This window comes from Flavobacterium pectinovorum, from assembly GCF_022802975.1.
Lineage (GTDB): Bacteria > Bacteroidota > Bacteroidia > Flavobacteriales > Flavobacteriaceae > Flavobacterium > Flavobacterium pectinovorum_B.
This window is the reverse complement of record NZ_JAFEVZ010000006.1, coordinates 22,864-44,508: the sequence shown is the minus strand read 5'-3', so window position 1 is coordinate 44,508 and position 21,645 is coordinate 22,864. Positions and strand designations below refer to the sequence as shown.

General features: G+C 32.0%; 24 protein-coding genes and 1 pseudogene. 15 read left to right on the top strand and 10 right to left on the bottom strand.

The window, feature by feature from the left end; all coding sequences use genetic code 11:
* Positions 1-401: 401 nt before the first annotated feature.
* The 5 genes from FLV_RS10240 to FLV_RS10220 all read right to left on the bottom strand — a co-directional run bounded on the left by FLV_RS10240 (position 402) and on the right by FLV_RS10220 (position 5,321).
* Positions 402-2,537 carry a polyribonucleotide nucleotidyltransferase gene (locus FLV_RS10240; RefSeq protein WP_243233597.1) on the bottom strand — a complete coding sequence of 712 codons (2,136 nt, stop codon included), beginning with the start codon at positions 2,535-2,537 and terminating at the stop codon, positions 402-404.
* A gap of 160 nt (positions 2,538-2,697) precedes the next feature.
* Positions 2,698-2,964 carry a 30S ribosomal protein S15 gene (gene rpsO / locus FLV_RS10235; RefSeq protein ID WP_099710550.1) on the bottom strand — a complete coding sequence of 89 codons (267 nt, stop codon included), beginning with the start codon at positions 2,962-2,964 and terminating at the stop codon, positions 2,698-2,700.
* Positions 2,965-3,087: 123 nt separating this feature from the next.
* Positions 3,088-4,041, bottom strand: coding sequence for an energy transducer TonB (locus FLV_RS10230; protein ID WP_243233594.1), 954 nt, complete (start codon positions 4,039-4,041; stop codon positions 3,088-3,090).
* A gap of 96 nt (positions 4,042-4,137) precedes the next feature.
* On the bottom strand, positions 4,138-4,761 hold the full coding sequence (locus FLV_RS10225) for a hypothetical protein (protein WP_243233592.1): 624 nt from the start codon (positions 4,759-4,761) through the stop codon (positions 4,138-4,140).
* Positions 4,762-4,865: 104 nt separating this feature from the next.
* The gene (locus FLV_RS10220) at positions 4,866-5,321 is read right to left on the bottom strand and encodes a GAF domain-containing protein (protein WP_243233591.1); all 456 of its coding nucleotides are present in this window, start codon (positions 5,319-5,321) and stop codon (positions 4,866-4,868) included.
* 72 nt (positions 5,322-5,393) lie between these two features.
* Between FLV_RS10220 and xrtF the strand changes: the two genes are divergently transcribed.
* From xrtF to FLV_RS10190, 6 genes are all read left to right on the top strand, one after another.
* The gene (xrtF, locus tag FLV_RS10215; protein ID WP_243233588.1) at positions 5,394-5,930 is read left to right on the top strand and encodes an exosortase family protein XrtF; all 537 of its coding nucleotides are present in this window, start codon (positions 5,394-5,396) and stop codon (positions 5,928-5,930) included.
* On the top strand, positions 5,920-6,366 hold the full coding sequence (locus FLV_RS10210) for an exosortase F system-associated membrane protein (protein ID WP_243233585.1): 447 nt from the start codon (positions 5,920-5,922) through the stop codon (positions 6,364-6,366). The genes xrtF and FLV_RS10210 overlap by 11 nt, the downstream gene beginning before the upstream one ends.
* 45 nt (positions 6,367-6,411) lie before the next feature.
* The gene (locus FLV_RS10205; protein ID WP_243233584.1) at positions 6,412-6,810 is read left to right on the top strand and encodes an HYC_CC_PP family protein; all 399 of its coding nucleotides are present in this window, start codon (positions 6,412-6,414) and stop codon (positions 6,808-6,810) included.
* 109 nt (positions 6,811-6,919) lie between these two features.
* Complete coding sequence (locus tag FLV_RS10200) at positions 6,920-8,926, top strand: TonB-dependent receptor plug domain-containing protein (RefSeq protein ID WP_243233583.1); 2,007 nt, start codon at positions 6,920-6,922, stop codon at positions 8,924-8,926.
* Between the two features lie 78 nt (positions 8,927-9,004).
* Positions 9,005-9,349 carry a heavy-metal-associated domain-containing protein gene (locus tag FLV_RS10195; RefSeq protein ID WP_243233581.1) on the top strand — a complete coding sequence of 115 codons (345 nt, stop codon included), beginning with the start codon at positions 9,005-9,007 and terminating at the stop codon, positions 9,347-9,349.
* A 137-nt stretch (positions 9,350-9,486) separates the two neighbouring features.
* Entirely contained in the window at positions 9,487-10,167 is a 681-nt protein-coding gene (locus FLV_RS10190; RefSeq protein ID WP_243233579.1) for a DedA family protein, read from the top strand.
* A gap of 18 nt (positions 10,168-10,185) precedes the next feature.
* Here the strand turns inward: FLV_RS10190 and FLV_RS10185 are convergent, their stop codons facing one another.
* Together FLV_RS10185 and FLV_RS10180 are read right to left on the bottom strand one after the other, a co-directional pair.
* Positions 10,186-10,773 carry a DUF937 domain-containing protein gene (locus FLV_RS10185; RefSeq protein ID WP_243233577.1) on the bottom strand — a complete coding sequence of 196 codons (588 nt, stop codon included), beginning with the start codon at positions 10,771-10,773 and terminating at the stop codon, positions 10,186-10,188.
* Positions 10,774-11,054: 281 nt separating this feature from the next.
* A complete protein-coding gene (locus tag FLV_RS10180; RefSeq protein ID WP_243233575.1) occupies positions 11,055-11,555 on the bottom strand; it encodes a DUF456 domain-containing protein in 501 nt (166 codons plus the stop codon).
* A 176-nt stretch (positions 11,556-11,731) separates the two neighbouring features.
* Here FLV_RS10180 and FLV_RS10175 point away from each other — a divergent pair, with 176 nt between their 5' ends.
* The gene (locus FLV_RS10175) at positions 11,732-12,217 is read left to right on the top strand and encodes a hypothetical protein (RefSeq protein ID WP_243233573.1); all 486 of its coding nucleotides are present in this window, start codon (positions 11,732-11,734) and stop codon (positions 12,215-12,217) included.
* A gap of 104 nt (positions 12,218-12,321) precedes the next feature.
* Here the strand turns inward: FLV_RS10175 and FLV_RS10170 are convergent, their stop codons facing one another.
* On the bottom strand, positions 12,322-13,425 hold the full coding sequence (locus FLV_RS10170; protein ID WP_243233572.1) for a glycosyltransferase family 2 protein: 1,104 nt from the start codon (positions 13,423-13,425) through the stop codon (positions 12,322-12,324).
* Complete coding sequence (locus tag FLV_RS10165) at positions 13,422-14,369, bottom strand: lysylphosphatidylglycerol synthase domain-containing protein (protein ID WP_243233993.1); 948 nt, start codon at positions 14,367-14,369, stop codon at positions 13,422-13,424. The genes FLV_RS10170 and FLV_RS10165 overlap by 4 nt, the downstream gene beginning before the upstream one ends.
* Before the next feature lie 111 nt (positions 14,370-14,480).
* Between FLV_RS10165 and ruvC the strand changes: the two genes are divergently transcribed.
* The 8 genes and pseudogenes from ruvC (at position 14,481) to FLV_RS10125 (ending at position 20,335) form a co-directional block, all read left to right on the top strand.
* Positions 14,481-15,035, top strand: a complete 555-nt coding sequence (gene ruvC / locus FLV_RS10160) for a crossover junction endodeoxyribonuclease RuvC (RefSeq protein WP_243233570.1) — start codon at positions 14,481-14,483, stop codon at positions 15,033-15,035.
* Positions 15,036-15,127: 92 nt separating this feature from the next.
* A complete protein-coding gene (gene hemW / locus FLV_RS10155; protein WP_243233568.1) occupies positions 15,128-16,264 on the top strand; it encodes a radical SAM family heme chaperone HemW in 1,137 nt (378 codons plus the stop codon).
* A 116-nt stretch (positions 16,265-16,380) separates the two neighbouring features.
* Positions 16,381-16,758, top strand: a pseudogene (locus tag FLV_RS10150) (GxxExxY protein).
* A gap of 55 nt (positions 16,759-16,813) precedes the next feature.
* Entirely contained in the window at positions 16,814-17,590 is a 777-nt protein-coding gene (locus FLV_RS10145) for a cyclase family protein (RefSeq protein WP_243233564.1), read from the top strand.
* 47 nt (positions 17,591-17,637) lie between these two features.
* Positions 17,638-18,702, top strand: coding sequence for a DUF4421 family protein (locus FLV_RS10140; protein WP_243233553.1), 1,065 nt, complete (start codon positions 17,638-17,640; stop codon positions 18,700-18,702).
* A 32-nt stretch (positions 18,703-18,734) separates the two neighbouring features.
* The gene (locus FLV_RS10135; RefSeq protein WP_243233992.1) at positions 18,735-19,142 is read left to right on the top strand and encodes a GNAT family N-acetyltransferase; all 408 of its coding nucleotides are present in this window, start codon (positions 18,735-18,737) and stop codon (positions 19,140-19,142) included.
* 11 nt (positions 19,143-19,153) lie between these two features.
* Positions 19,154-19,522: an MmcQ/YjbR family DNA-binding protein gene (locus FLV_RS10130; protein ID WP_243233551.1), complete on the top strand. Its 369-nt coding sequence runs from the start codon at positions 19,154-19,156 to the stop codon at positions 19,520-19,522.
* Positions 19,523-19,627: 105 nt separating this feature from the next.
* On the top strand, positions 19,628-20,335 hold the full coding sequence (locus tag FLV_RS10125) for a PH domain-containing protein (RefSeq protein ID WP_243233550.1): 708 nt from the start codon (positions 19,628-19,630) through the stop codon (positions 20,333-20,335).
* A 57-nt stretch (positions 20,336-20,392) separates the two neighbouring features.
* On the opposite strand, the gene rodA is transcribed toward FLV_RS10125, so the two are convergent.
* Complete coding sequence (gene rodA / locus FLV_RS10120) at positions 20,393-21,628, bottom strand: rod shape-determining protein RodA (RefSeq protein ID WP_243233549.1); 1,236 nt, start codon at positions 21,626-21,628, stop codon at positions 20,393-20,395.
* Positions 21,629-21,645 lie beyond the last annotated feature (17 nt).

The window sequence follows — 21,645 nt, the reverse complement described above, 5'->3', positions numbered from 1 at the left end:
TCTCCCTATTTTTTTAAAGTGTACAAATAGTTATACGTAAGAAGTATCAAAAAAGTTACAAAGGGTTGATATTTTTTTTAAAATAATAAATCTATCGGCTATTTTTTATCTATGTAACAATCTATCTTGCTGATTATACGGTTGAAAATAGATTTTGTGCTTTAATGTCTGGCTATTATGAAGATTTATAATTGGTTATTGATCGGTATTTTTATGACTTTTTTTATCATTATAAAATAATCCTAAAGCCTGTATGGGGTAAGTATATTAAGTTTTTTGTTTCAGTGAATGTGTTTTGATATTAATAACATAAGTTGAAATTTTTTGAAACGAAAAACCCCAAATTCATTATTTGAATTTGGGGTTTCCTATGAATAAACCTTTAGTAAACTAAGATCTGATTACTCTTTTTTCTCCTCACGTGGAGGTCTTTGTAAAAGTGCTTTTCTTGACACTTTTTCTTTTTTAGTTTTAGGATCAACGCCTAAGTATTTTACTTGGAAAACATCTCCCATGTTTACAACATCAGTTACATTTTCTGTACGCTCCCAGGCTAATTCAGAAACGTGTAATAAAACTTCATTTCCTGGCGCAGCAGTATATTCTACTACAGCTCCAAAATCTAGCATTTTAATTACTTTTACCTCATAAGCTTCTCCCATTTGTGGTTTGAAAGTGATTGACTTAATTTTAGCCAGTACTGCTTCAATTCCGGCAGGATCTGTACCTAAAATTTCGATAACACCTTGCTCATCAACTTCGTTAATAACGATTGTTGTTCCGGTAGCTTTTTGTAATTCCTGAATTACTTTTCCACCAGGTCCAATTAACGCTCCAATAAAGTTTCCAGGAATAGTTCTGGTAATGATTTTTGGTGCATGAGCTTTTACATCGACTCTTGGAGCAGCGATTGTCTCAGTTAATTTTCCTAAAATGTGTAAACGTCCATCACGAGCCTGAGCTAAAGCTTGTTCCATGATATCATAACGTAATCCGTCAATTTTGATATCCATTTGACAAGCAGTGATTCCGTCAGCAGTTCCAGTTACTTTAAAGTCCATATCTCCTAAGTGATCTTCGTCACCTAAAATATCAGACAATACAGCAAATTTCTCTCCGTCAGTAATCAATCCCATAGCAATTCCAGAAACTGGTTTTACCATTTGAACTCCAGCATCCATTAAGGCCATTGTTCCGGCACAAACAGTTGCCATAGAAGAAGAACCGTTAGATTCTAAAACTTCAGAAACAATACGAATTGTGTAAGGACAATCAACAGGAATCATATTTTTTAACGCTCTTTGAGCTAAGTTACCGTGACCAACTTCTCTTCTTGAAGTTCCTCTTAATGGTTTTGCTTCACCAGTAGAGAAAGGAGGGAAGTTATAGTGTAAGTAGAATTTCTCTTCACCTTGTTCAGATGGAGAATCGATTTGGTTTGCTTCTCTGGAAGTTCCTAAAGTTACAGTAGCCAAAGCCTGAGTTTCTCCACGAGTAAATAAAGAAGAACCGTGAACTCTTGGTAAATAGTCAGTTTCACACCAGATTGGTCTGATGTCAGTAGTTTTTCTACCATCTAAACGAACTCCTAATTCTAAAACTACATTACGAACAGCTTCTTTGTTTGTTTTGTAGAAATATTTAGAAACTAAATCACCGTCAGCAGCTAATTCTTCTTCAGTAAATAAAGCTTTTACTTCTTCTTTTACTTCAGCAAATGCAGCGCCTCTTTCGTGTTTAGCTGAACCAACTTTTGCAATAGCATAAATTTTATCGTATGCAGCAGCTTTTACTTTTTTGTAAATTTCTTCGTTTTCTTTCTCACCTTCGTAAGTACGAATTTCTTTTTTACCAAAAGCAGCTTGTAAACGCAATTGCGCCTGAATTTGTACTTTAATAGCTTCGTGAGCAAATTTGATAGCTTCGATCATTTCAGCTTCTGAAATTTCTTTCATCTCACCTTCAACCATTGCTACAGAATCCATAGAAGCTCCAATCATCATATCGATATCAGATTTTTCTAATTCTTCTCTGCTTGGATTGATTACTAATTTTCCGTCGATACGTGCAACACGAACTTCAGAAATCAAGTTGTAAAATGGAATATCTGAAACGGCTAATGCTGCAGAAGCAGCTAAACCAGCTAAAGCGTCTGGCATCACTTCTTCGTCGTGAGACATTAACTGAATCATAACTTGTGTTTCAGCATGGTAATCATCTGGGAAAAGCGGACGTAATACACGGTCAACTAATCTCATTGTTAATACTTCGCTGTCGCTTGGACGTGCTTCTCTCTTAAAGAAACCTCCCGGAAAACGACCTGCTGCTGCGAATTTTTCGCGATAATCTACCGTTAATGGTAAAAAATCAACGCCTGGGTTTGATGTGCGAGCTGAAACTGCTGTTGCAAGTATCATAGTGTCGCCCATTCTTACTACTACAGAACCGTCTGCTTGTTTGGCTAAACGTCCTGTCTCGATTGTGATGCTTCTGCCATCACCTAAATCGATTTTTTCTACAAATAATTGTGGAATCATAAATTTTTTCCTTATTGATTATACAATGGGTTTTAGTTGTGTTGTAGTTGTTGTGTGTAGTTGTTGTCTAAAACCTAATGAAAAACCAAACTTTTTTTCTTGTAAATGCTTGTAATGTAAAAACAAAAAGAGGCACTCTCGCACCTCTTTTCTATATTGATTATTTTCTGATATTCAATACTTTGATAATCTCACGATATCTGTTGATCTCTTTCTTTTTCAAGTAATCCAACAAAGCTCTTCTTTTACCTACTAATAGTACAAGAGAACGCTCAGTGTTATAATCGTGACGATTTTTTTTCAAGTGTTCCGTTAAGTGTGAAATTCTGTACGTGAACAATGCAATTTGACCTTCTGCGCTTCCAGTGTTTGTTGCACCACCGTGTTGTGCGAAAATCTCTTCTTTCTTTTCTTTACTTAAATACATTCCAATATTATTTAATGATTTTTATGTATGTCAATACAACTTTTGTAAGACGGGTGCAAAATTACTATTTATTTTTGGAAATACAAGATAATGGTAAATTTAAATTTAGAACCATTAAGAGTTTTATGTTTTATTGGCTGTTTGTATGGTAATTGGCAGTGAGTATAGAACTCTTACAGGAGTTCCTCTTCTTATACCGGGATTCCATTTTTTAGCATGCTTAATAACAGTGATTGCACTTTCGTCTAATCCATGTCCAATGCCTTTTAATATCTTAGGTTCAATTAAACTTCCATCTTTGTCAACTATAAAAGTCAGATGTATTTTTCCGGATACTTTGTTTCTTGCTTCTACTGGAATATACAATGATTTGCCTACATAGCTGTAAAATGAACTCATTCCTTTTTTGGGGCTTGGACGTTGATCCAAAACAGTATAAGGATATTCAATATTTAGAGAATCTTTACTTATGCCTGAAACTAATTTTCCATTTTCATAAGTTTCAGTAAAAGTGGTTTTGCTTTTAAGGTTTTTTCCTTTCCATATACCCTCTGGAAATCCATTTTTGACTTTTCCGCTTTCTTGTTGATGTTCTGTTACAATTTCATAATCACCATCTCCATTCGTAACTTTTTGTTCTTTCTGTGCGGTCCAGTAATTATTAATTTTCCATTCTTCTTCTCCTTTTTTATTCTGAGAATATTCTAATTCGGATTTGATGTTCCCATTTTCGTACCAGTTATATTCTTTTCCTATTTTCTTTCCGTCGGAATAGTTTTGTATTGATTTTTTATTTCCATTTTCATAGTAAGTTAGGAACTGTCCGTCTTTTTTTATAATATCTTTGTTTAAAGTTGTTCCTATAGATTTTATCGCAAAGGATTTGTAATATTCTTTGAAAACATATTTTTCTTTGTTAGAAAAATACGCCTCAATAAGTCTGGTATATTTGTAATTGTCTGCTGTAGTCTCTGCCCATAGTGAATCCAGATAAATTAGTTTACTTGCTGCAACAGGATTTTGAGAGAATAATTTGATTGAAATTAAAAATAATAATAAGCGCACTGTTGTTTTCATGAATGAAGCATAGATAGATTAGATGTGCTAAAGTAGTATTTTTATTATAATTTAAAAATTTCAATTAAATCTTCTGAAATATTTGCTGATTTTATTTTATCTGAGGCTTTTCTTGGACACAGGTTTCTCGCTTAAAGAAGTGTAAGAGGTTTTTACATTGTTTGCATCTGTACTTACTCCTGAAATTAAAATGCCTTTGTCGTAATTATCCGTAAACGAAATGTTTTTGGCTAAATCATTTCCCTGCCAGAGACCTTGTTTTAAACCGTTTTTTATTTCTCCTTTTTGAGTTATAAATCCATCAACCTCTTCATATTCTCCCTTTCCGTCAACAACGGTTTGATTTTTATTTTCATCCCAAAAATTCACTATTAAAGTCTGAGATGTTTTTGTTTTGGGATTCCAAAGATTGTGTTTTTCAGATTTTTTACTCTGATTTTTGTACCAATTAATTTCTTTGCCAATTTTATGATCTTCAGAATAATTTATAACAGATTGCTTTGCTCCGTTTTTGTAATAGTAAATAAACTCTCCGTCTTTTTTCAGATTGTCTCGGTCTAAAGTAGAACCTGTCATTTTTTTTCTTCCGTTTTTGTAAAAGTCGGTAACAACGTAACGGACACTTTTCTGAGAATAATTGGTAATTACTCTGGTGTAAGCATAATTTTCGGGTGTAGTTTCATGGTATAATGAGTCAAGAAAAATTTTTTTCGAGACCATGTTAATTTGTGCAGATAGATTGACTGAAATTAGAAAGAGGGACAATATGAAAATGCTTTTTTTCATTCAGATCTATTTTTTACAATAAAATAAAAATAGGATTTCTAGAATAATTGGGCAACTTCTTGATTTACAAATTCTAAAAATCGTTCGTCAGCTGCTGTAAAAGGGTCGATTACATGACTGTCTATGTCAATTTGTCCAATATTTACTCCGTTTACAAATAAAGGTACAACAATTTCTGATTTTACAGTAAAACTGCAGGCGATATAATTATCCTGAGCTGCAACATCCGGTACGACAAAATTTGCGTTACTTTCTGCAACTTGTCCACAAATCCCTTTCCCAAAAGGAATTACGGTATGATCCGTTTCTGCACCTACATAAGGCCCTAAATGCAAGGTTTTGTTTTCATGATTGGCAAAATAAAAACCAACCCAATTGTAATATTTTATATTTACATTTAATAATTGACAGATTGTCAACAATTTTTCGTCTCTAGTTATATTTGCATCAGCTACAATAGCGCTTATTTTGGGTTGTAATTCCTGAAATGTCATGATGTGAAAATTTTATACAAAAGTATTTAAAGCTGAACTCAAAAAATACATAAATTTGAAAAAAAAAATCCCTTGAAAAAATATTTAGTTCAATTTAAGCCATTCCTTATTTTTATAGGGACTTTTTTTGCCGCTTATATTTTGCTTACCATAATTTATAAAAGTTATCTGAATAGTTTTGAGTCAAATGAAATTGACGAAATAACTGTTGCTGTTGGTTCTAATGTCTATTGGTTAATGGATGTATTTAATTGTGATGTGCTGATTCAGAAAAGTTCATTAGGATCTTATTTGGAAGTTTGGTACAATAAGTCTTATGTTATCCGAATCGTAGAAGGATGTAATGCTGTAAGTGTGATGATTTTATTTGTTTCGTTTGTGCTTGCTTTTTCAGGGAAACTTAAAACAACTTTATTGTTTGTTTTATCGGGAACTCTTTTTATTTATATTTTAAATGTAATCAGAATTGCATTATTAGCTGTTTTGTTGTTCTGTTATCCTGAAAAACTGCATCTTTTGCATGGTGTTCTTTTTCCGTTAATTATCTACGGATTGGTTTTTATCTTATGGGTATTTTGGGTGAATAAATTTTCAAAATATGCTAGATAGATTGTTAGAACATAAAGATAAAATTCTGATTACAGTAATTGTTGTTTTGTGTTTTGGACTGATTCGTAGTTTTGAAAGTCAATTATTTTATGACCCTTTTTTAGAATATTTTGAATCTGATTTTACCAATAAAACATTACCGCGATTAAACACTTTAAGATTGTTTTGCAATCTGTTATTTCGTTACGGTTTAAATACAATTCTTTCCCTTGTTTTGATTTATACACTTTTTAAAGACAAGGAGATTTTAAATTTTAGTGCAATTTTATACCTCTTCTTTTTGGTAATGCTTTTTGGTGCGTTTCTTATTATTGTCGGATATTTTCCGGATAAGAGCTGGCTTCTTTTTTACGTGAGAAGATTTATTATTCAGCCCATATTTGTATTGCTGTTTATTCCTGCATTTTACTATCAGCAGCAAAATCTCAAAAAATAACATTTTATTAGATTTTTTTTAAAGCTTTTTAAATACTTTTGCAGTATGAATTTAAAGAAATGCACAGGATTATTTTTAGCGTTCCTATTGTTGGTCTCCAACATAGGGTTTGCTTTTGATGTGCATTATTGCCAGGGAAAAATAGCTTCAATTTCATTAAATACTTCAGTATCGGTTTCTCCTGAAAAAAAATGCTGTGGTGCCAAAGAAAAAAAATCTTCCTGTTGCAAAGACAAAGTAGTTCATTTTGAAAAACAATCAGATGATGCTACTTTTAAGATTTTCTTTTTTCAGATTGCTTTTCCGGCAGTAATTCAGGAATTCAAACCAATTGCTTTTTTATCGATTCCAAATTTTAAAAGCAAACAGGTCATTTCGTATTATTCTGATGCGAATGCGCCCCCTTTATATAAATTATATCATCAATATATTTTTTACGCCTGATTTTAATGTTTTAGAATCAAGTCACTATGGCTTGTATTTTACTGTTAGATTTTTCCTCAATTGAAAAAAATCTAAAACTGTTTCTAAAATAATATTAAAATCTTTTTTTATGCAAAAAAATATCATGCTTTTTGTGATGGTTTTGCTTTCTGTTTCTGTGTTTGCACAAGAAGACTTAGAGGAAGTAAAAATCACAAAAAAGCAAAAAGGACTTAAGAAATCCTATACACTTACTGCTAACACTTCTGTAATTACAAGTAAAGAACTGCTTAAAGCAGCTTGTTGTAATCTTGCAGAAAGTTTCGAAACTAATCCGTCAATCGATGTCAATTTTTCTGATGCTTTAACCGGGACTAAACAAATAAAAATGCTGGGCTTAACGAGTCCGTATCTAATGATTACCGAAGAAAATATTCCTTCGGTTCGAGGTGCTTCTCAAGCGTATGGATTGTCATTTACGCCGGGAACCTGGATAGAAAGTGTTCAGATTACCAAAGGTGCCGGTAGCGTTATTAATGGTTATGAGAGTGTTTCGGGACAAATCAATACAGAACTTTTAAAGCCTTTAAATGATATTCCGTTTTTTCTGAATGCTTATGGTTCTACCGATGCCCGTTTTGAACTGAATACACATTTTAATAAAAAATTATCAGATAAATGGGCGACAAGTTTGTTTGTTCATGGAAATGCCCGTGTGGCTAAAAACGATATGAACGATGATGGTTTTCTGGATAATCCGTTAGGAAAACAAATCAATGTTTTAAACAGATATCAATATTACAATCCCGAAAGCGGCTTGGTAAGTTTTATTAATTTCAGATATATGAATGATAAAAAACAAACCGGAGAAGTTGATTTTGACAAGGATACAGATCGTGGAACGACCAATCGTTGGGGGTCAGAAATCAATACAGAACGTTTTGATGTTTCGACAAAAATTGGGTACGTTTTTAAAGACATGCCGTATCAAAGTATAGGTTTTCAAAATGCTTTTAACAGTCATAATCAAAACTCTTATTTTGGGCTGAATTTGTATGATATTAAGCAGAATAGTTTTTATTCGAATTTAATTTTTAATTCGATTATCAGTAATACGATGCATAAGTTTTCGACCGGTTTAAATTTTACTTATGATGAATATCGCGAATTTGTAAATGTAAACGATTATAGCCGTATTGATAATTCGGTTGGGGCATTTTTTGAATATACGTATGATAACACGGATAATTTTAGTTTGATTTTGGGAGGAAGAGTAGATAACCATAATCGTTTAGGATTTTTCGTAACGCCTCGTTTACACATGCGATACAATCCCTGGAAAGATGGAGTTGTTCGTTTTTCTGCAGGAAGAGGAAAACGCTCGGCGAATATTTTTGCCGAAAATCAACAGCTTTTTGCAAGTTCGAGAACTTTTTCGATTTTAGATAATAGCGGGAAAATTTATGGTTTGAATCCGGAAATCGCATGGAATTATGGTTTGAGTTTTTCTCAGAAATTTAAAATTTTCAATAAAAATGCCGAAGCAGGTTTCGATATCTACAGAACCGATTTTCAAAACCAGGCAGTTGTTGATTTGATGCAAAGTCCACAGGAAGTTTTGTTTTATAATTTAAAAGGAAATTCATTTGCAAATAGTTTACAGGTAGAGTTTAATTATGAGCTAATTCATAATCTGAATTTGAGAACCGCTTATAAATATTATGACATTCAAACAGATTATTTAAGAGGAACTTTTCAGAGACCATTGCAGGCAAAACATCGTTTTTTAGGAAATCTTGAATACGAAACCAATTTGAATAATGATAAACAATGGAAATTTGATTATACCTTTAATTGGTCGGGAAAACAGCAATTGCCTTATACAGCTTCAAATCCTGTGGCTGATCAGTTTCCTGGTTTTTCACCAGCTTATGCTGTTATGAATGTTCAGGTAACCAGAGTTTTTTCGCCAGTTTTTGAAGTTTATATTGGCGGAGAGAACATTGGAAATTACAAACAGGAGAAAGCAATTTTAGGGGCAGATGATCCATTTGGTACTAACTTTGATGCTTCTGTAGCGTATGCACCAATTTTCGGGCAGATGTATTACGCAGGGTTACGATTCAAAATTAAATAAGGATTAATGCCAATGTCAAAGATCAATGGCAATTACAATTTTAAAATAAAAACAACTTTAATAAAAAATAATAAACAAATGAAAAATATAATTGTAACATTAGTATTAGTAACTTTTTTAGGGTTTTCGGCTCAGGCTCAAACTAAAAAAAATAAGAATTTAAAATATACTACAGCGGTAAACGGAAATTGCGAACAATGTAAAAAACGAATCGAAAAAGCAGCCTTTAGCGTTCCGGGTGTAAAAACTGCCAATTGGGATATAAGCTCACATCAGCTTACCGTTATTTTAAATGAAGAAAAATGCTCAACAGCCGATCTAAATAAGGCAGTTGCAAAAGTAGGACATGATACCAAAGAAGTAAAAGCAACTAAGGAAGATTATGATAATTTACACTCTTGTTGTAAATATGAAAGAGAATAATTATTCACGGCCCGGGTTTTAATGTCCGGGCTTTTTAATAGTTAATTTATGTTTAAAATATCATATTTTATTGTAGTTAAACTAAATTATTGTTACTTTCACAGCCTTATAATTTCAATGATAAACCTATATAGTATATGAATAATTTTGACTGGACGCAATTAATAAATCCTGAGTTTTATATTAATTTAAGCCTGGGAGGAGTTCAAATTGGTTTGTATATTGTATTGTTTATTGTTTTTGCCGAAACAGGACTTTTTGCAGGTTTTTTTCTGCCTGGAGACAGCTTATTGTTTTTAGCGGGAATCTACAGTCGCGAACTCATAGAGAATATGATTTTTATTCCTAATGATTTTTTAAATGTCTTCTTATTGTCACTTTTGGTAGCGGTCATGGGAGTTTTAGGCAATATGACCGGGTATTGGTTTGGAGCCAAAAGCGGTTATTATTTATTTAAAAAAGAAGATAGCTTTTGGTTTAAAAAGAAATACCTCTTACAATCGAAGGACTTCTTCGAAAAGTATGGAGGTAAGGCTATTATTTATGCAAGGTTTTTGCCAATTTTCAGGACATTTGCCCCAATTATAGCAGGTATAGTTTCTATGGATAAAAAGAAATTTATGTTTTATAATATTTTAAGTTCTTTTTTATGGTCTTTTATACTAATCTTCTCCGGGCATTATTTATATGGCGTGTTTTTAAAACAAGGAATTGATTTGAAACATCATATTGAATATATAATTGTTATCATTGTAATTATTTCTACATTTCCTGTTTTATTGAAGCTTTTGAAGAAAAGACCAATTGAGAAAATCTAATTTTTACTTTAATAAAAATTAGATATTTCCAAAAAGATTAAAAATGGATCTTGCAAAACGCGAATTATTTTTTTCTTCTACAGTTTCATAACATGAAAAGCCTAAAATAATTTTAATTCCGGGAGGAATACTGTTGAGAATGTCTCTTTTTTGTTCGTCTAAAAGTAATTTTAGACTTGAAGTTACTTCTGCATTGTGCTTTAAGTAGGAAATAATAAGCAAAGTAGAAAAGTTTAAAACCTCACGTGCAGTTTCGCTTTTAATGCCAACTTCATTCGAAATCATTTCGGTAATTCTGGCTTTTTTAGTGGTAAAAATCTGTTCTAAAAGTTGGTTTCCTTCCAGTTTGTAGTTATCATCCACAGACAAAATGCGTGAAGAAGTAAAATCAATTTCTTTGTAAAATATTGATTTTTCGACAAGATTAGTCATTTCTTCTAATGTTTTCTCCTCAAAATTGTTATAGCATCCCATCAAAACAGTTCCTAACGAAACATCGATAGCCTTAATTAATAAGGCATCATTTTCGAAATAAAATTTATTTAGTTTGGAGATAACATTGGAAGAGATAAAACGGCGTAGTTCAATTTGTAGATTTGGGGTCATAATTGTATTACTGGATTAATTAATTATTTGCTGTCAATAATCGATTAAATGTGGTATTTTATCGATTATGATGATAAAAATATAAAATATATTAACATATCCAAAAAATAAGTTAAATATTTTGTTTTATCTTTTTTTAAATTTATTTAACAAAAAAGGATAATATCAATAAATATCACGCTTAGTTCTTAAAATAAAGTGATAATTATTTAAAAATAATTTTTATTTTTATTCCAATAGGTTTTGAAAAATAAGAAAAAACTTAAATGTTAATTATACAATTAAAACAATGAATTTTTATTTTGCCAGATAATAGTAAGAAATAGGCCTAAATAAATAACGCAAAATAAAAAATTAATAAAACTAGAGGCTAAAAAACCAATTAATGATCCTGTCGCAGCCTTAAATGCTCTTTTGTGATTTTTTGAATCGTACAACATTTCGCCTATAAAAGCACCTGCAAACGGACCAATAATTACTCCAAAAGGTATTGGTGCGAGAATGCCAACTATCAAACCAATATTGGTTCCCCAAATGCCGTAGGAACTGCCACCAAAGCGTTTAGTTCCTTTTGCAGGAATCGTGTAGTCTAAAATTGTTATGATAACCATAATTATAAAAGAGATGCCTAAAACCCAGTAATTGTTTTCGACAGCTTTGGTTAAATACAATAATAGTAAACCAATCCAACAACTGGATAAGCCCGGTAAAACAGGTAAAAAACTACCTAGTATTCCAATAATCATGCATATAAAACCAAGTAATACTAATAATAAATCCATACTGTCTTTTGTGAATTTTGAATATAAATTTTATGAATGTTCATCTGTTTGAACATTATTTATAAAAGTAATAGAAAAATACCTGAAAATTCTCTTTGAAAGAATATTTGCAATACAAAGCTTCCCCAAAAAAATAATTGTATTTTTACATTATTAGTCCAATTAACATCAAAATCTTGAAGCGGTTTTATCTTTTTTTATCTTTTATCTTTTTCAATTCTTGTCAATACTTTGAGAAGCAGGTGCCTTCTGAAAAAGAATTACTTCAAAAAGAATTAAAATCAATCAATTGGAAAGAAGTTGATGAATACCCGTCAGTTGCAGATTGCGAGAAAGTAAATGATAAAAAAAAGCGCCAACAATGTTTTTTCGAAATTATGTCACAGCTCATTCAGCAAAAATTAGACATAGATACACTCTCGATTTTATACCCGGAATTAGATACTATAGAAGTAAAAGTAACTGTTTTTCCTGATGCTACAATTAATTTTGAACCACAATTCCCTAAAGATTCAGTGACTTATGACACGATAAAAATTGACAGTATCCTTCGTGCCCGATTAATTGATTTTCCAAAAGTAAATCCTGCTATAAAACGAGGAATTCCGGTAAAAACACAATTTATTTTACCTGTAATTCTTAAGGAAAAAGATGTTAAATAGAATAAGGAGCTATTCCTGCTGTCCGCTGTATCTTTTTGTTTTTAAAGAAAAAACAAAAAGGATGTCGCTTCCATCAGGGCTAGGGCATCGGGATTCTAATAAAATTATATTTTAAAACGACGTTCTTTCCACTCATAAGAACCAAACAAACTGTACAAAGCCACAGCCGAACTAAAAAAAGGATACAATAAGCTGCTTAATATCAAATGCTTTATTCTGGTTTTTGTCAAAAACTGATTGGTGATAAAAAGCAAAACAAAATCTACAGCAAATTTTAAAATTACATATAAACCCAAAAGTCTGAAAGACCAAATCCTAAAACAAAAAAACACAAAACCAATTACAAAACCAAGGTTTCCAAAAAAGACAATTAAACCTAAAAACTTTCCAAAATTGCTTTGATATGAACTTGTTTTTGCTGCCCAGCGTACTCTCTGATAAAATAAAGACTTCCAGTTTTCTGTTGGTTTGGTAACCACAATAGTTTCTTCAGCTTTTAAATAATGAACTTCATTAGGAAATAAATTAGCCGCTTTTTGCAACATAAAAACATCATCACCGCTGGCAATTTTATCATTTCCTTCAAATCCGTTTACTCTTTCAAACAAAGATTTTGTGTAGGCAAAATTAGCTCCGTTACACATAAAAGCTTTTTTAAGACCAAAACTTCCAATCGTAGCGCCTTGTAAACTTGTTAAATCTAATTGTTGAAAATAATCTAAAAAGGAGTTTTTACAGTTGTAAGAAACGGCACCGGCCAACATAAAAACGCTATTTTGCTGAATGTAATTATCAAATGTCAACAGCCAGTTTTCAGGCACAATACAGTCTGCATCCACAGTAATTACCCAATTGGTTTTTACGAGCTGCATTGCCGTAGCAATAGCGTCTTTTTTTGGCGAATTCGAAACCCGAATATTATCAATCACAGAAACCTGGAACCTGAAACCTGAAACCTGAAACTTTTCTTTAGAACTATCATCCACCAAAATCACTTCAAATAAATCATTCGGGTAATTCAGTCTTAAAAAACTTTCTAAAAGATGGGGTAAATTATCCGCTTCATTTCGAAAAGGAACAATAATAGTAAAATTCGTTTGTGGTGTTAAATTCGTCTTTTCATATTTTTTTACTTTGGCAAAACCATAAATAAGCAAGCCAATACTTATTGTGTAAATACTTAATATGACGAATAAAGCCAAACTCATGCTGTAGTGTTTTTTGTTTTAAAATTCAATACATAATAGCTTCCTAAAATAACCGGTAAAACTACATTTAAAAACCACATTAGCGTACTGATAAAAACCACTATCCATTCGTTTACACCTAAAATTTTGAAAAAATAAATAGCAACACTTCCTTTTACCGCAAAATCTAAAAACTGAAAAGTGGGCAGGGAAGAGGCTAAAAAATAAACTGATGTAACGGCTGCCATTAATGTTAAATAAGGAAGTTGAACATCAAAAGCTAAAAACAAAAAGTAATATTGATGCGAGAAAACCAAATAACGGCAGATTCCTAAAACAATATTCTTTTGATGAATCGATTTCGGAATCTCATTAATCTTACGAATTAATTTTTCTATTGAGTATTCTTTAATTTTGATCTTTTTTATCGAAAATAAAAACATTAAGATTGCTAAAAATCCACCAAACAAAATTAGTACGGTTTTAGTTGTAATAACATTGTATTGAGCGTTAAAATAAAGTAACCCGAAAAGACCAAAAATAATGGTTAAAATCATCTGGATTCCATTGCAGATTAAATTCAGAAAAACGACTTTTTTAGCTTCTGATTTTTGAAAATAAAGTGCTTTTCCGGCATATTCTCCAACTCCGTTTGGTGTAAAAATTCCGGCTGTTAATGCTGCAAGAACCTGTTTTGTAGCTTCTCCTAAAGAAATCGGATGAATAACTTTGGCTAAATTCTGCCATTTTAAAATTTCAAAATACCGATTCAGAATGCTTAAAAGTAAGATAAATGCAATTCCCAAAACCGACTGATTTTTACGAAATACGGTTATGAATTTTTGCCAGTCCAGTTTATCGTTATTCGCCAACTGATTATAAATAAAGTAAAATGCACTACCTACAATCAAAAGTTTGATTAGAAGAACAAGGAATTGTTTAGCTTTGTGAGGAATTGAAATCATGCCGCAAAAGTAATCAATTTGAGAATGTGGCAATGAGAATGTGCCAATTTGAAAATTAGAAAATATGTCAATTTTCTAAACATGAAACTTTAAACTTCAAACAAAAAACTCTTGACAAAAGAACGCATCATATTAGGTATTGACCCCGGAACCACGATTATGGGTTTTGGGCTGATTAAAGTAACCAATAAAAAAATGGAATTTCTGCAATTGAATGAATTGCAGCTTTCTAAATACGATAATCATTACCAAAAACTAAAAATCATCTTCGAAAGAACCATCGAATTGATTGAAACGCATCATCCTGACGAAATTGCGATTGAAGCGCCTTTCTTCGGGAAAAACGTTCAGTCTATGTTGAAATTAGGACGTGCACAGGGTGTTGCCATGGCTGCAGGACTTTCCAGAGATATTCCAATTACGGAATACGAACCTAAGAAAATAAAAATGGCCATTACCGGAAACGGAAATGCCAGTAAAGAACAGGTTGCAAAAATGCTCCAACAGCTTTTAGGTTTAAAAGAATTGCCAAAAAATCTTGATTCAACGGATGGCTTGGCGGCTGCGGTCTGCCATCATTTTAATTCAGGAAAAGTTGTTGCAGGAAAAAGTTATTCGGGCTGGGACGCTTTTGTAAAACAAAATGAAGATCGAGTTAAAAAATAATGTGTCAATTGAGAAAATTTGAAAATTAGATAATTCTTTTGACATGGAATAAATTATCTAATTGACACATTAACTAATTATCTAATTAAAAAATGTCAGGAATCTACATCCATATCCCTTTTTGCAAACAGGCTTGCCATTATTGCGATTTCCATTTTTCAACTTCGATGAAAAAGAAAGACGATATGGTTTTGGCATTGGCCAAAGAAATTAACATGCGTAAAAATGAGTTTGAGCATGAGATTGTAGAAACGATATATTTTGGAGGAGGAACGCCTTCGGTTTTAAATAATGAAGAAATCAACTTTTTGATCTCAGAAGTTTACAGGAATTATAAAGTCGCCGAAAATCCCGAAATTACACTCGAAGCAAATCCGGATGATTTGTCCTCAGAACGCATTTTAGAATTATCCAAAAGTTCAATAAATCGTCTCAGCATCGGAATTCAGTCTTTTTATGAAGAAGATCTGAAAATGATGAATCGCGCTCATAATTCGGCGGAAGCCAAAAAATGTTTAGAAGAAGCTACCCAATATTTCGATAATATATCCCTCGATTTAATATATGGAATTCCGGGATTAACGGATGAAATGTGGAAGCAAAATATTCAGACAGCGTTAGATTTTGGTATTCCGCATATTTCGAGTTATGCTTTGACGGTTGAGCCTAAAACAGTTTTGAGTAAATTAATCCAAACCGGAAAAATTGCTGAACCGCAGGACGAAGCAGCTTCAAATCATTTTATGATTTTGGTTGAAATGCTTCAAAAAAATGATTTTATACATTATGAATTATCGAATTTCGGCAAAGAAAATTACTTCTCTAAAAACAATTCGGCATATTGGTTAGGAAAAAAATATATCGGAATCGGGCCTTCAGCACATAGTTATGATGGAGAAAAGAGAGGGTGGAATGTGGCTAATAATTCGCTCTACATAAAATCAATTCAGGAAAATCTATTGCCGATTGAAACTGAAATTTTATCAAAATCGGACCGTTATAATGAATACATTATGACGGGATTAAGAACGATTTGGGGCGTTTCATTGGAAAGAATTGAAAAAGAATTTGGTTTGGATTATTTGAATTATTTAGAAAAGCAAAGTTTAAAATTCTTAAATGATGACTTGCTTTCGATTGAAAATAATATTTTAAAACCAACTTCTAAAGGAAAATTCTTGACGGATGGAATTGCTTCAGATTTATTTTATCTAAATTTGGAAGTGTAGCTTAACCGCAAAGTTCGCTAAGAATTACGCAAAGAATGCAATTTTTAATGTAGGAATTTAATTGTTTTTTTGTTTAATATTTTACATTTGAGTTTTAATATTTATTGAAACTACTTATGTCAGAAAATGATTTATCTCGAATTGTGTTTTATTCAGCTTTAAAGGTTCATCAAACTTTAGGGCCAGGTCTTTTAGAAAGTGCTTATGAGGAATGTCTGTTTTATGAATTGAAAAAATTAGATCTCAAAGTAGAAAAACAATAAGTACTCCCTCTAATTTATGAAGAAGTAAAATTAGATGTTGGTTACAGATTAGATATTTTGGTAGAAAATAAACTAATTTTGGAAATAAAGGCTGTAGATTGTTTAAATGAAATTCATTTTGCTCAGCTATTGACTTACTTAAAACTAACAAATTGCAAACTAGGCTTGTTAATTAATTTCAATGTTTCTTTACTAAAAAATGGAATCAAAAGAGTCGCAAACAATCTTTAATAAAAACTTACGATCTTTGCGTAATTCTTAGCGAACCTTGCGGTTAAATCATTATATGAAAGCAAAAATCAACAACCTTGAAATTGATTTATCAAAACCCATTGATATATCCATTCCATTAACCAATACAGAGGAAAACCCAATTGCCTGGTATATCGAAAAACCGGTTATTGAACCTGTGGTTTTTGGCGATTGGATCGGGAAAGTTTCTGAAGGGAAATCATCAACAAACTTCAACAATATTTTCTTTAATCCGCATGGGCACGGTACACATACAGAATGTCTGGGACATATTACAAATGAATTCTACAGTATTAATCAGTCTTTGCAGCAGTTTTTCTTTTTTGCTAAACTGATTACAATTGAACCTAAAAATATTGATGATGATTTGGTAATTACCAAAGATCAGGTAGAGAAAGCGATAAGCATTGTGACTTCGCTCAATGTGACAATCGAGGCTTTAATTATAAGAACACTTACCAATCAAAAAGATAAAAAATCCCAAAAATATTCAAATACAAATCCACCTTATTTATCTGAAGAAGCCGCAATTTTCATCCGCGAAAGCGAAATTCAGCATTTATTAATTGACTTGCCAAGTGTTGATCGGGAGCATGATGAAGGTAAATTGTTGGCGCACAAAGCTTTTTGGAATGTAAAAGACACGCATAATTTAAATAACGATGCTCGTTTAGATGCAACAATTACAGAAATGATTTTTGTGCCAAACGAAATTGAAGATGGAAATTATTTGCTGAATCTGCAAATTGCTTCTTTTGAAAATGATGCTAGTCCAAGTAAACCTGTTTTATATGCTATTGCAAACTTTTAATTGTGATTTTTAATCAGTAGTTTTATATCTGTCAATTGAAATTACTTATGTTGAAAGCAAAAGCACATCAATATTCAAAACAAACTAACCAAAACTGTTCGGTTTTTTTATTTTTACTGATGTTTTTTCTTATTCATAATGCAATGGTTTATGGTCAGAAAAAGACCCAAAAAGACACTGTAAATTTTATTTATTATCCCGATAAAATATTGGTTAGAGCAAACCTAAGTACACAAACCGATGCCTATTTGTTAAACAATAAAAAAGGGTCAAATCTGGATCTGGAAACCAATAACAGCTATAAACTGTTTTTAAGTATTGACTATAAATTTATTGGTTTTAGCTATGGTTTTTACCCTAAATTTTTTGGAGGAAATAAAGACGAAGATTTAAAAGGAAAATCTTCTTTTTCAGATTATAACTTTCGTTTCTTTTTAGGAAGATGGCTTCAAACGGCTAATTATAGCAAAACCAAAGGTTATTATGTAGCCAATATGTCTGATTTTAATCCGGATTGGGTTGAAGGGAAAGATCCATATCTTCAATTTCCGGATTTTAAAACGGTACAATACAAAATGTCAACATCGTATCTTTTTAATCCAAAGTTTTCGCTTAAAAGTATCACCTCATTTACCGAATGGCAAAAAATGAGCGCCGGAAGTTTTATTCCGTCGCTGATTTATTCATACAACAGAATTACTTCGAAAGCAGCAACTCTTGACGGTAAACAAAAAGAATTTGATATTCGGCTGGCAGCCGGTTATTATTACAATTTCATTATTCACAAAAACTTTTATATTGCACCATATTTGTCACCTTCTATTGGGGTGAAATTTTTAAATGATAAAAGTATAGATTCGGGTGTTGAAACCGTTGAGAAAGAAAGATATTTTACCAGAAATATTGAAGGCGGAATAAAAATAGGTTATAACAGTGAACGGATTCTTTTTGGGGCAAGTTTAAATTTTGAAAACAGTTCTTATAATCAGGATAAAACAACAGTTATTACGAATGATAAAGTTTATGGATTGTTGTATTTTGGATATCGTTTTGACGCTCCCGATTTTGTTAGTAAGCCAATTAAAAAAATTGGAGATAAAATTAAAATGTAATCAATATTAAAATGTTTTAAAAAATTATGAATCTGATTACTGTTTCTACAGATAAAACAAAACTCAACGTCCCGTTTATACAAAACTTCTTAAAAGATATTTATTGGGCTGCAGGCCGAACCATTGAGGAAGTACAAACTACAATTGATGCTTCGGTTTGTTTTGGAATTTATTTAAATGACGATCAAATTGGTTTTGCCCGTGTGATTACAGATTATGTTGTTTTTGGATATGTAATGGATGTTTTTATTGCAGAAGAACATCGTGGGAAAGGCTATTCATCAATTTTAATTGGGAATATGATGAAGGAGCCAATATTAAAAGATATTAAAATCTGGCGTTTGGCAACAACAGATGCACATTTCTTGTATGAGAAATTTGGTTTTAAAGCTTTGGAACACCCGGAAAAAATGATGGAAAAGAAATCAGATGAATTTTAAAATTTAGGAAAATGAATTTAGATACGTATTACGAATATTGTCTTTCTAAAAAAGGCGTAACAGAACATTTTCCTTTTGATGAAGATACTTTGGTATTTAAGGTGGGCGGAAAAATGTTTGCTTTGTCTTCTTTATCACAATGGGAAAAAAACGAAGCCTCGGTCAATTTAAAATGTGATCCGGAACGTGCGCAGGAACTCAGGGCAGAATATGATGAGATAAAACCGGGATTTCACATGAGTAAAGTTCATTGGAATACGGTTTCGTTAAACGGAAATTTGCCTGCTGCTTTTGTAAAAGAACTCATAGATCATTCGTATGAATTGGTATTCAAAAGTTTGACAAAGAAAATTCAGAATGAAATTATCGACCCGAGGTAAAATTTTACCGAACAGGCGGAGCAATTAGAAAATTAGGCATTACATTTGTAGGTAAGACAAAAAACGTAACAATCAATTAATTTGCAACTTAGCAACTTATAGAATATGAAAGAACAATTTAAAAAGTTTCTGAACGAAGAGCAAGATCCGAAAGCAATTGAAAAAATTACTTCGAAACTCAATGATTTATTGATGAGAGGAGAAGAAGTTGGATATATAGCAGTTCAAAAAAAGCCTGCAATTACTGTTTTTCCGGATAGCATTGTATTAACAAATAAAAGAATTATTATTTGTAAGCCTAAAAATTTAGGTCTTTCGATGGATTTTACAGATTATACCTGGGATGATGTTGCTGGTGCTTTTGTAAAAGAAAATATTTTGGGCTCTGAATTCTCCTTTAATACCAATACCGATTTGTCAATTTCGATTGATTATATTCCGAAAATTCAGGCCAGAAAAATATATACCTACGCAAAAGAACAATTAGATTTACTTAAAAATCCTGTTATTATATCTGCTCCGGCTGCAGAAATTACTCAGACGGAAGAGCCTGAATATGAAGATGCCGTTGAAGAAGTAGAAACAGAAGAGGTAACGAATTTTGCAGAAATTATACCGGCTGCAACTCCGTCTTATACAGAAACTTTTGAGCCAATTCAGCAAACTCAATCAACAGGAGAGCGCAAGTTAAGTGAATTGTCTAAAGAAGAGCTTTTTGATAAATTACAGAATTATAAAAAGTTACTGGATAACGGTTTGATTCTTCAGGGAGAATATGATACGTATAAAAAAGAGATTTTAAGTTATATGTAATAAATAAAAAATCCGAAGTTTATAAAGCTTCGGATTTTTTATTTTTATAGTTTTTGACTACCATTCGTTGACTTTGTTGGCATCCATTTTTAAGAATATAAAAAGTAAAATGGTGAATCCCCACAGCCCTGAACCTCCATAAGAAAAGAAAGGCAAAGGAACACCAATCGTAGGAAAAACACCGACTACCATGGCAATATTCACAAAAAAGTGAATGAATAAAATTCCGGCAACACAATATCCGTAAACCCTGCTGAATTTGGTTTTTTGTCTTTCGGCTAAATAAATCACCCTTAAAAGTAATCCGGCGAATAAGGCTATAACAATAAATGAACCGGCAAACCCCCATTCTTCACCTACAGTTGTAAAGATGTAATCTGTGTGCTGTTCCGGGACAAAACCGCCTTTTGTCTGTGTTCCCTCTAAAAAACCTTTTCCAAGCCAGCCTCCGGATCCTATCGCAATCTCAGATTGGTTCGTATTGTACCCGATACCTTTCATGTCGACAGTTTTACCCAGTAATATGTTGAAACGGTCTCTGTGATGTTGTTTAAATACATGATCAAAAACATAATCTACCGAAAATACAAAGGCTGAAATAATAGCCAGAAGAATACCGCTTAATATAATATTTCGATCAACAGCCCTGCCTTTAAAATGAATGATAATTAATACTGCCAATGCAAGTAAAATAACAACATAAGGTTCTAAAACCAATGTTAATACAAATAAAAGGATAGTTATAAAACCTGTCCATACATACCATGAAGGCAAACCTTCCCGATATAATACAATAATGAAAATACTGTAAATTAAAGCACTTCCGGGATCCGGCTGCGGTAAAATCAAAATCACAGGCAGGAATATTATGGCAAGTGCCTGAATTTGACGATTAGTTTCCTTTAGATTAATTTGTGTGTCGCTTAAATATTTGGCCAAAGCCAATGATGTCGCTGCCTTTGCAAATTCAGAAGGTTGTAATGTGAAACTTCCGATAGCATACCAGCATCTCTGCCCTGCAATTGTTTTTCCAAAGAGAAATAATCCGGCTAATGATAATAAAGAGACACCAAAAATAATACTGGCATATTTTTCATAGAATTTTCCATCAACAAACAAAACGATAAAAATTAATGGGATAGTACAGGCGATAAATATCAACTGCTTCTCATAAGTGCCTTCTGTAGAAGATAAGGAAGACGAATATATATTTAACCAGCCCAGAATCACCAGAACACTGTAAATGATGACACTTATCCAGTCAATATTATTTTTTATGCTTTGATTTTTCATTTTAAATGAATCCCTTA

Excerpts from the sequence above, each read along its gene's own strand:
- FLV_RS10225 (WP_243233592.1), bottom strand. The coding sequence starts at position 4,761 with ATGGTCTCGAAAAAAATTTTTCTTGACTCATTATACCATGAAACTACA.
- FLV_RS10185 (WP_243233577.1), bottom strand. The coding sequence starts at position 10,773 with ATGACCCCAAATCTACAAATTGAACTACGCCGTTTTATCTCTTCCAAT.
- FLV_RS10200 (WP_243233583.1), top strand. The coding sequence starts at position 6,920 with ATGCAAAAAAATATCATGCTTTTTGTGATGGTTTTGCTTTCTGTTTCT.
- FLV_RS10145 (WP_243233564.1), top strand. The coding sequence starts at position 16,814 with ATGAAAGCAAAAATCAACAACCTTGAAATTGATTTATCAAAACCCATT.
- FLV_RS10170 (WP_243233572.1), bottom strand. The coding sequence starts at position 13,425 with ATGAGTTTGGCTTTATTCGTCATATTAAGTATTTACACAATAAGTATT.
- hemW (WP_243233568.1), top strand. The coding sequence starts at position 15,128 with ATGTCAGGAATCTACATCCATATCCCTTTTTGCAAACAGGCTTGCCAT.
- FLV_RS10125 (WP_243233550.1), top strand. The coding sequence starts at position 19,628 with ATGAAAGAACAATTTAAAAAGTTTCTGAACGAAGAGCAAGATCCGAAA.
- FLV_RS10230 (WP_243233594.1), bottom strand. The coding sequence starts at position 4,041 with ATGAAAACAACAGTGCGCTTATTATTATTTTTAATTTCAATCAAATTA.
- FLV_RS10210 (WP_243233585.1), top strand. The coding sequence starts at position 5,920 with ATGCTAGATAGATTGTTAGAACATAAAGATAAAATTCTGATTACAGTA.
- FLV_RS10190 (WP_243233579.1), top strand. The coding sequence starts at position 9,487 with ATGAATAATTTTGACTGGACGCAATTAATAAATCCTGAGTTTTATATT.
- FLV_RS10205 (WP_243233584.1), top strand. The coding sequence starts at position 6,412 with ATGAATTTAAAGAAATGCACAGGATTATTTTTAGCGTTCCTATTGTTG.
- rpsO (WP_099710550.1), bottom strand. The coding sequence starts at position 2,964 with ATGTATTTAAGTAAAGAAAAGAAAGAAGAGATTTTCGCACAACACGGT.
- FLV_RS10165 (WP_243233993.1), bottom strand. The coding sequence starts at position 14,369 with ATGATTTCAATTCCTCACAAAGCTAAACAATTCCTTGTTCTTCTAATC.
- rodA (WP_243233549.1), bottom strand. The coding sequence starts at position 21,628 with ATGAAAAATCAAAGCATAAAAAATAATATTGACTGGATAAGTGTCATC.
- FLV_RS10220 (WP_243233591.1), bottom strand. The coding sequence starts at position 5,321 with ATGACATTTCAGGAATTACAACCCAAAATAAGCGCTATTGTAGCTGAT.
- FLV_RS10140 (WP_243233553.1), top strand. The coding sequence starts at position 17,638 with ATGTTGAAAGCAAAAGCACATCAATATTCAAAACAAACTAACCAAAAC.
- FLV_RS10130 (WP_243233551.1), top strand. The coding sequence starts at position 19,154 with ATGAATTTAGATACGTATTACGAATATTGTCTTTCTAAAAAAGGCGTA.
- FLV_RS10195 (WP_243233581.1), top strand. The coding sequence starts at position 9,005 with ATGAAAAATATAATTGTAACATTAGTATTAGTAACTTTTTTAGGGTTT.
- FLV_RS10240 (WP_243233597.1), bottom strand. The coding sequence starts at position 2,537 with ATGATTCCACAATTATTTGTAGAAAAAATCGATTTAGGTGATGGCAGA.
- FLV_RS10180 (WP_243233575.1), bottom strand. The coding sequence starts at position 11,555 with ATGGATTTATTATTAGTATTACTTGGTTTTATATGCATGATTATTGGA.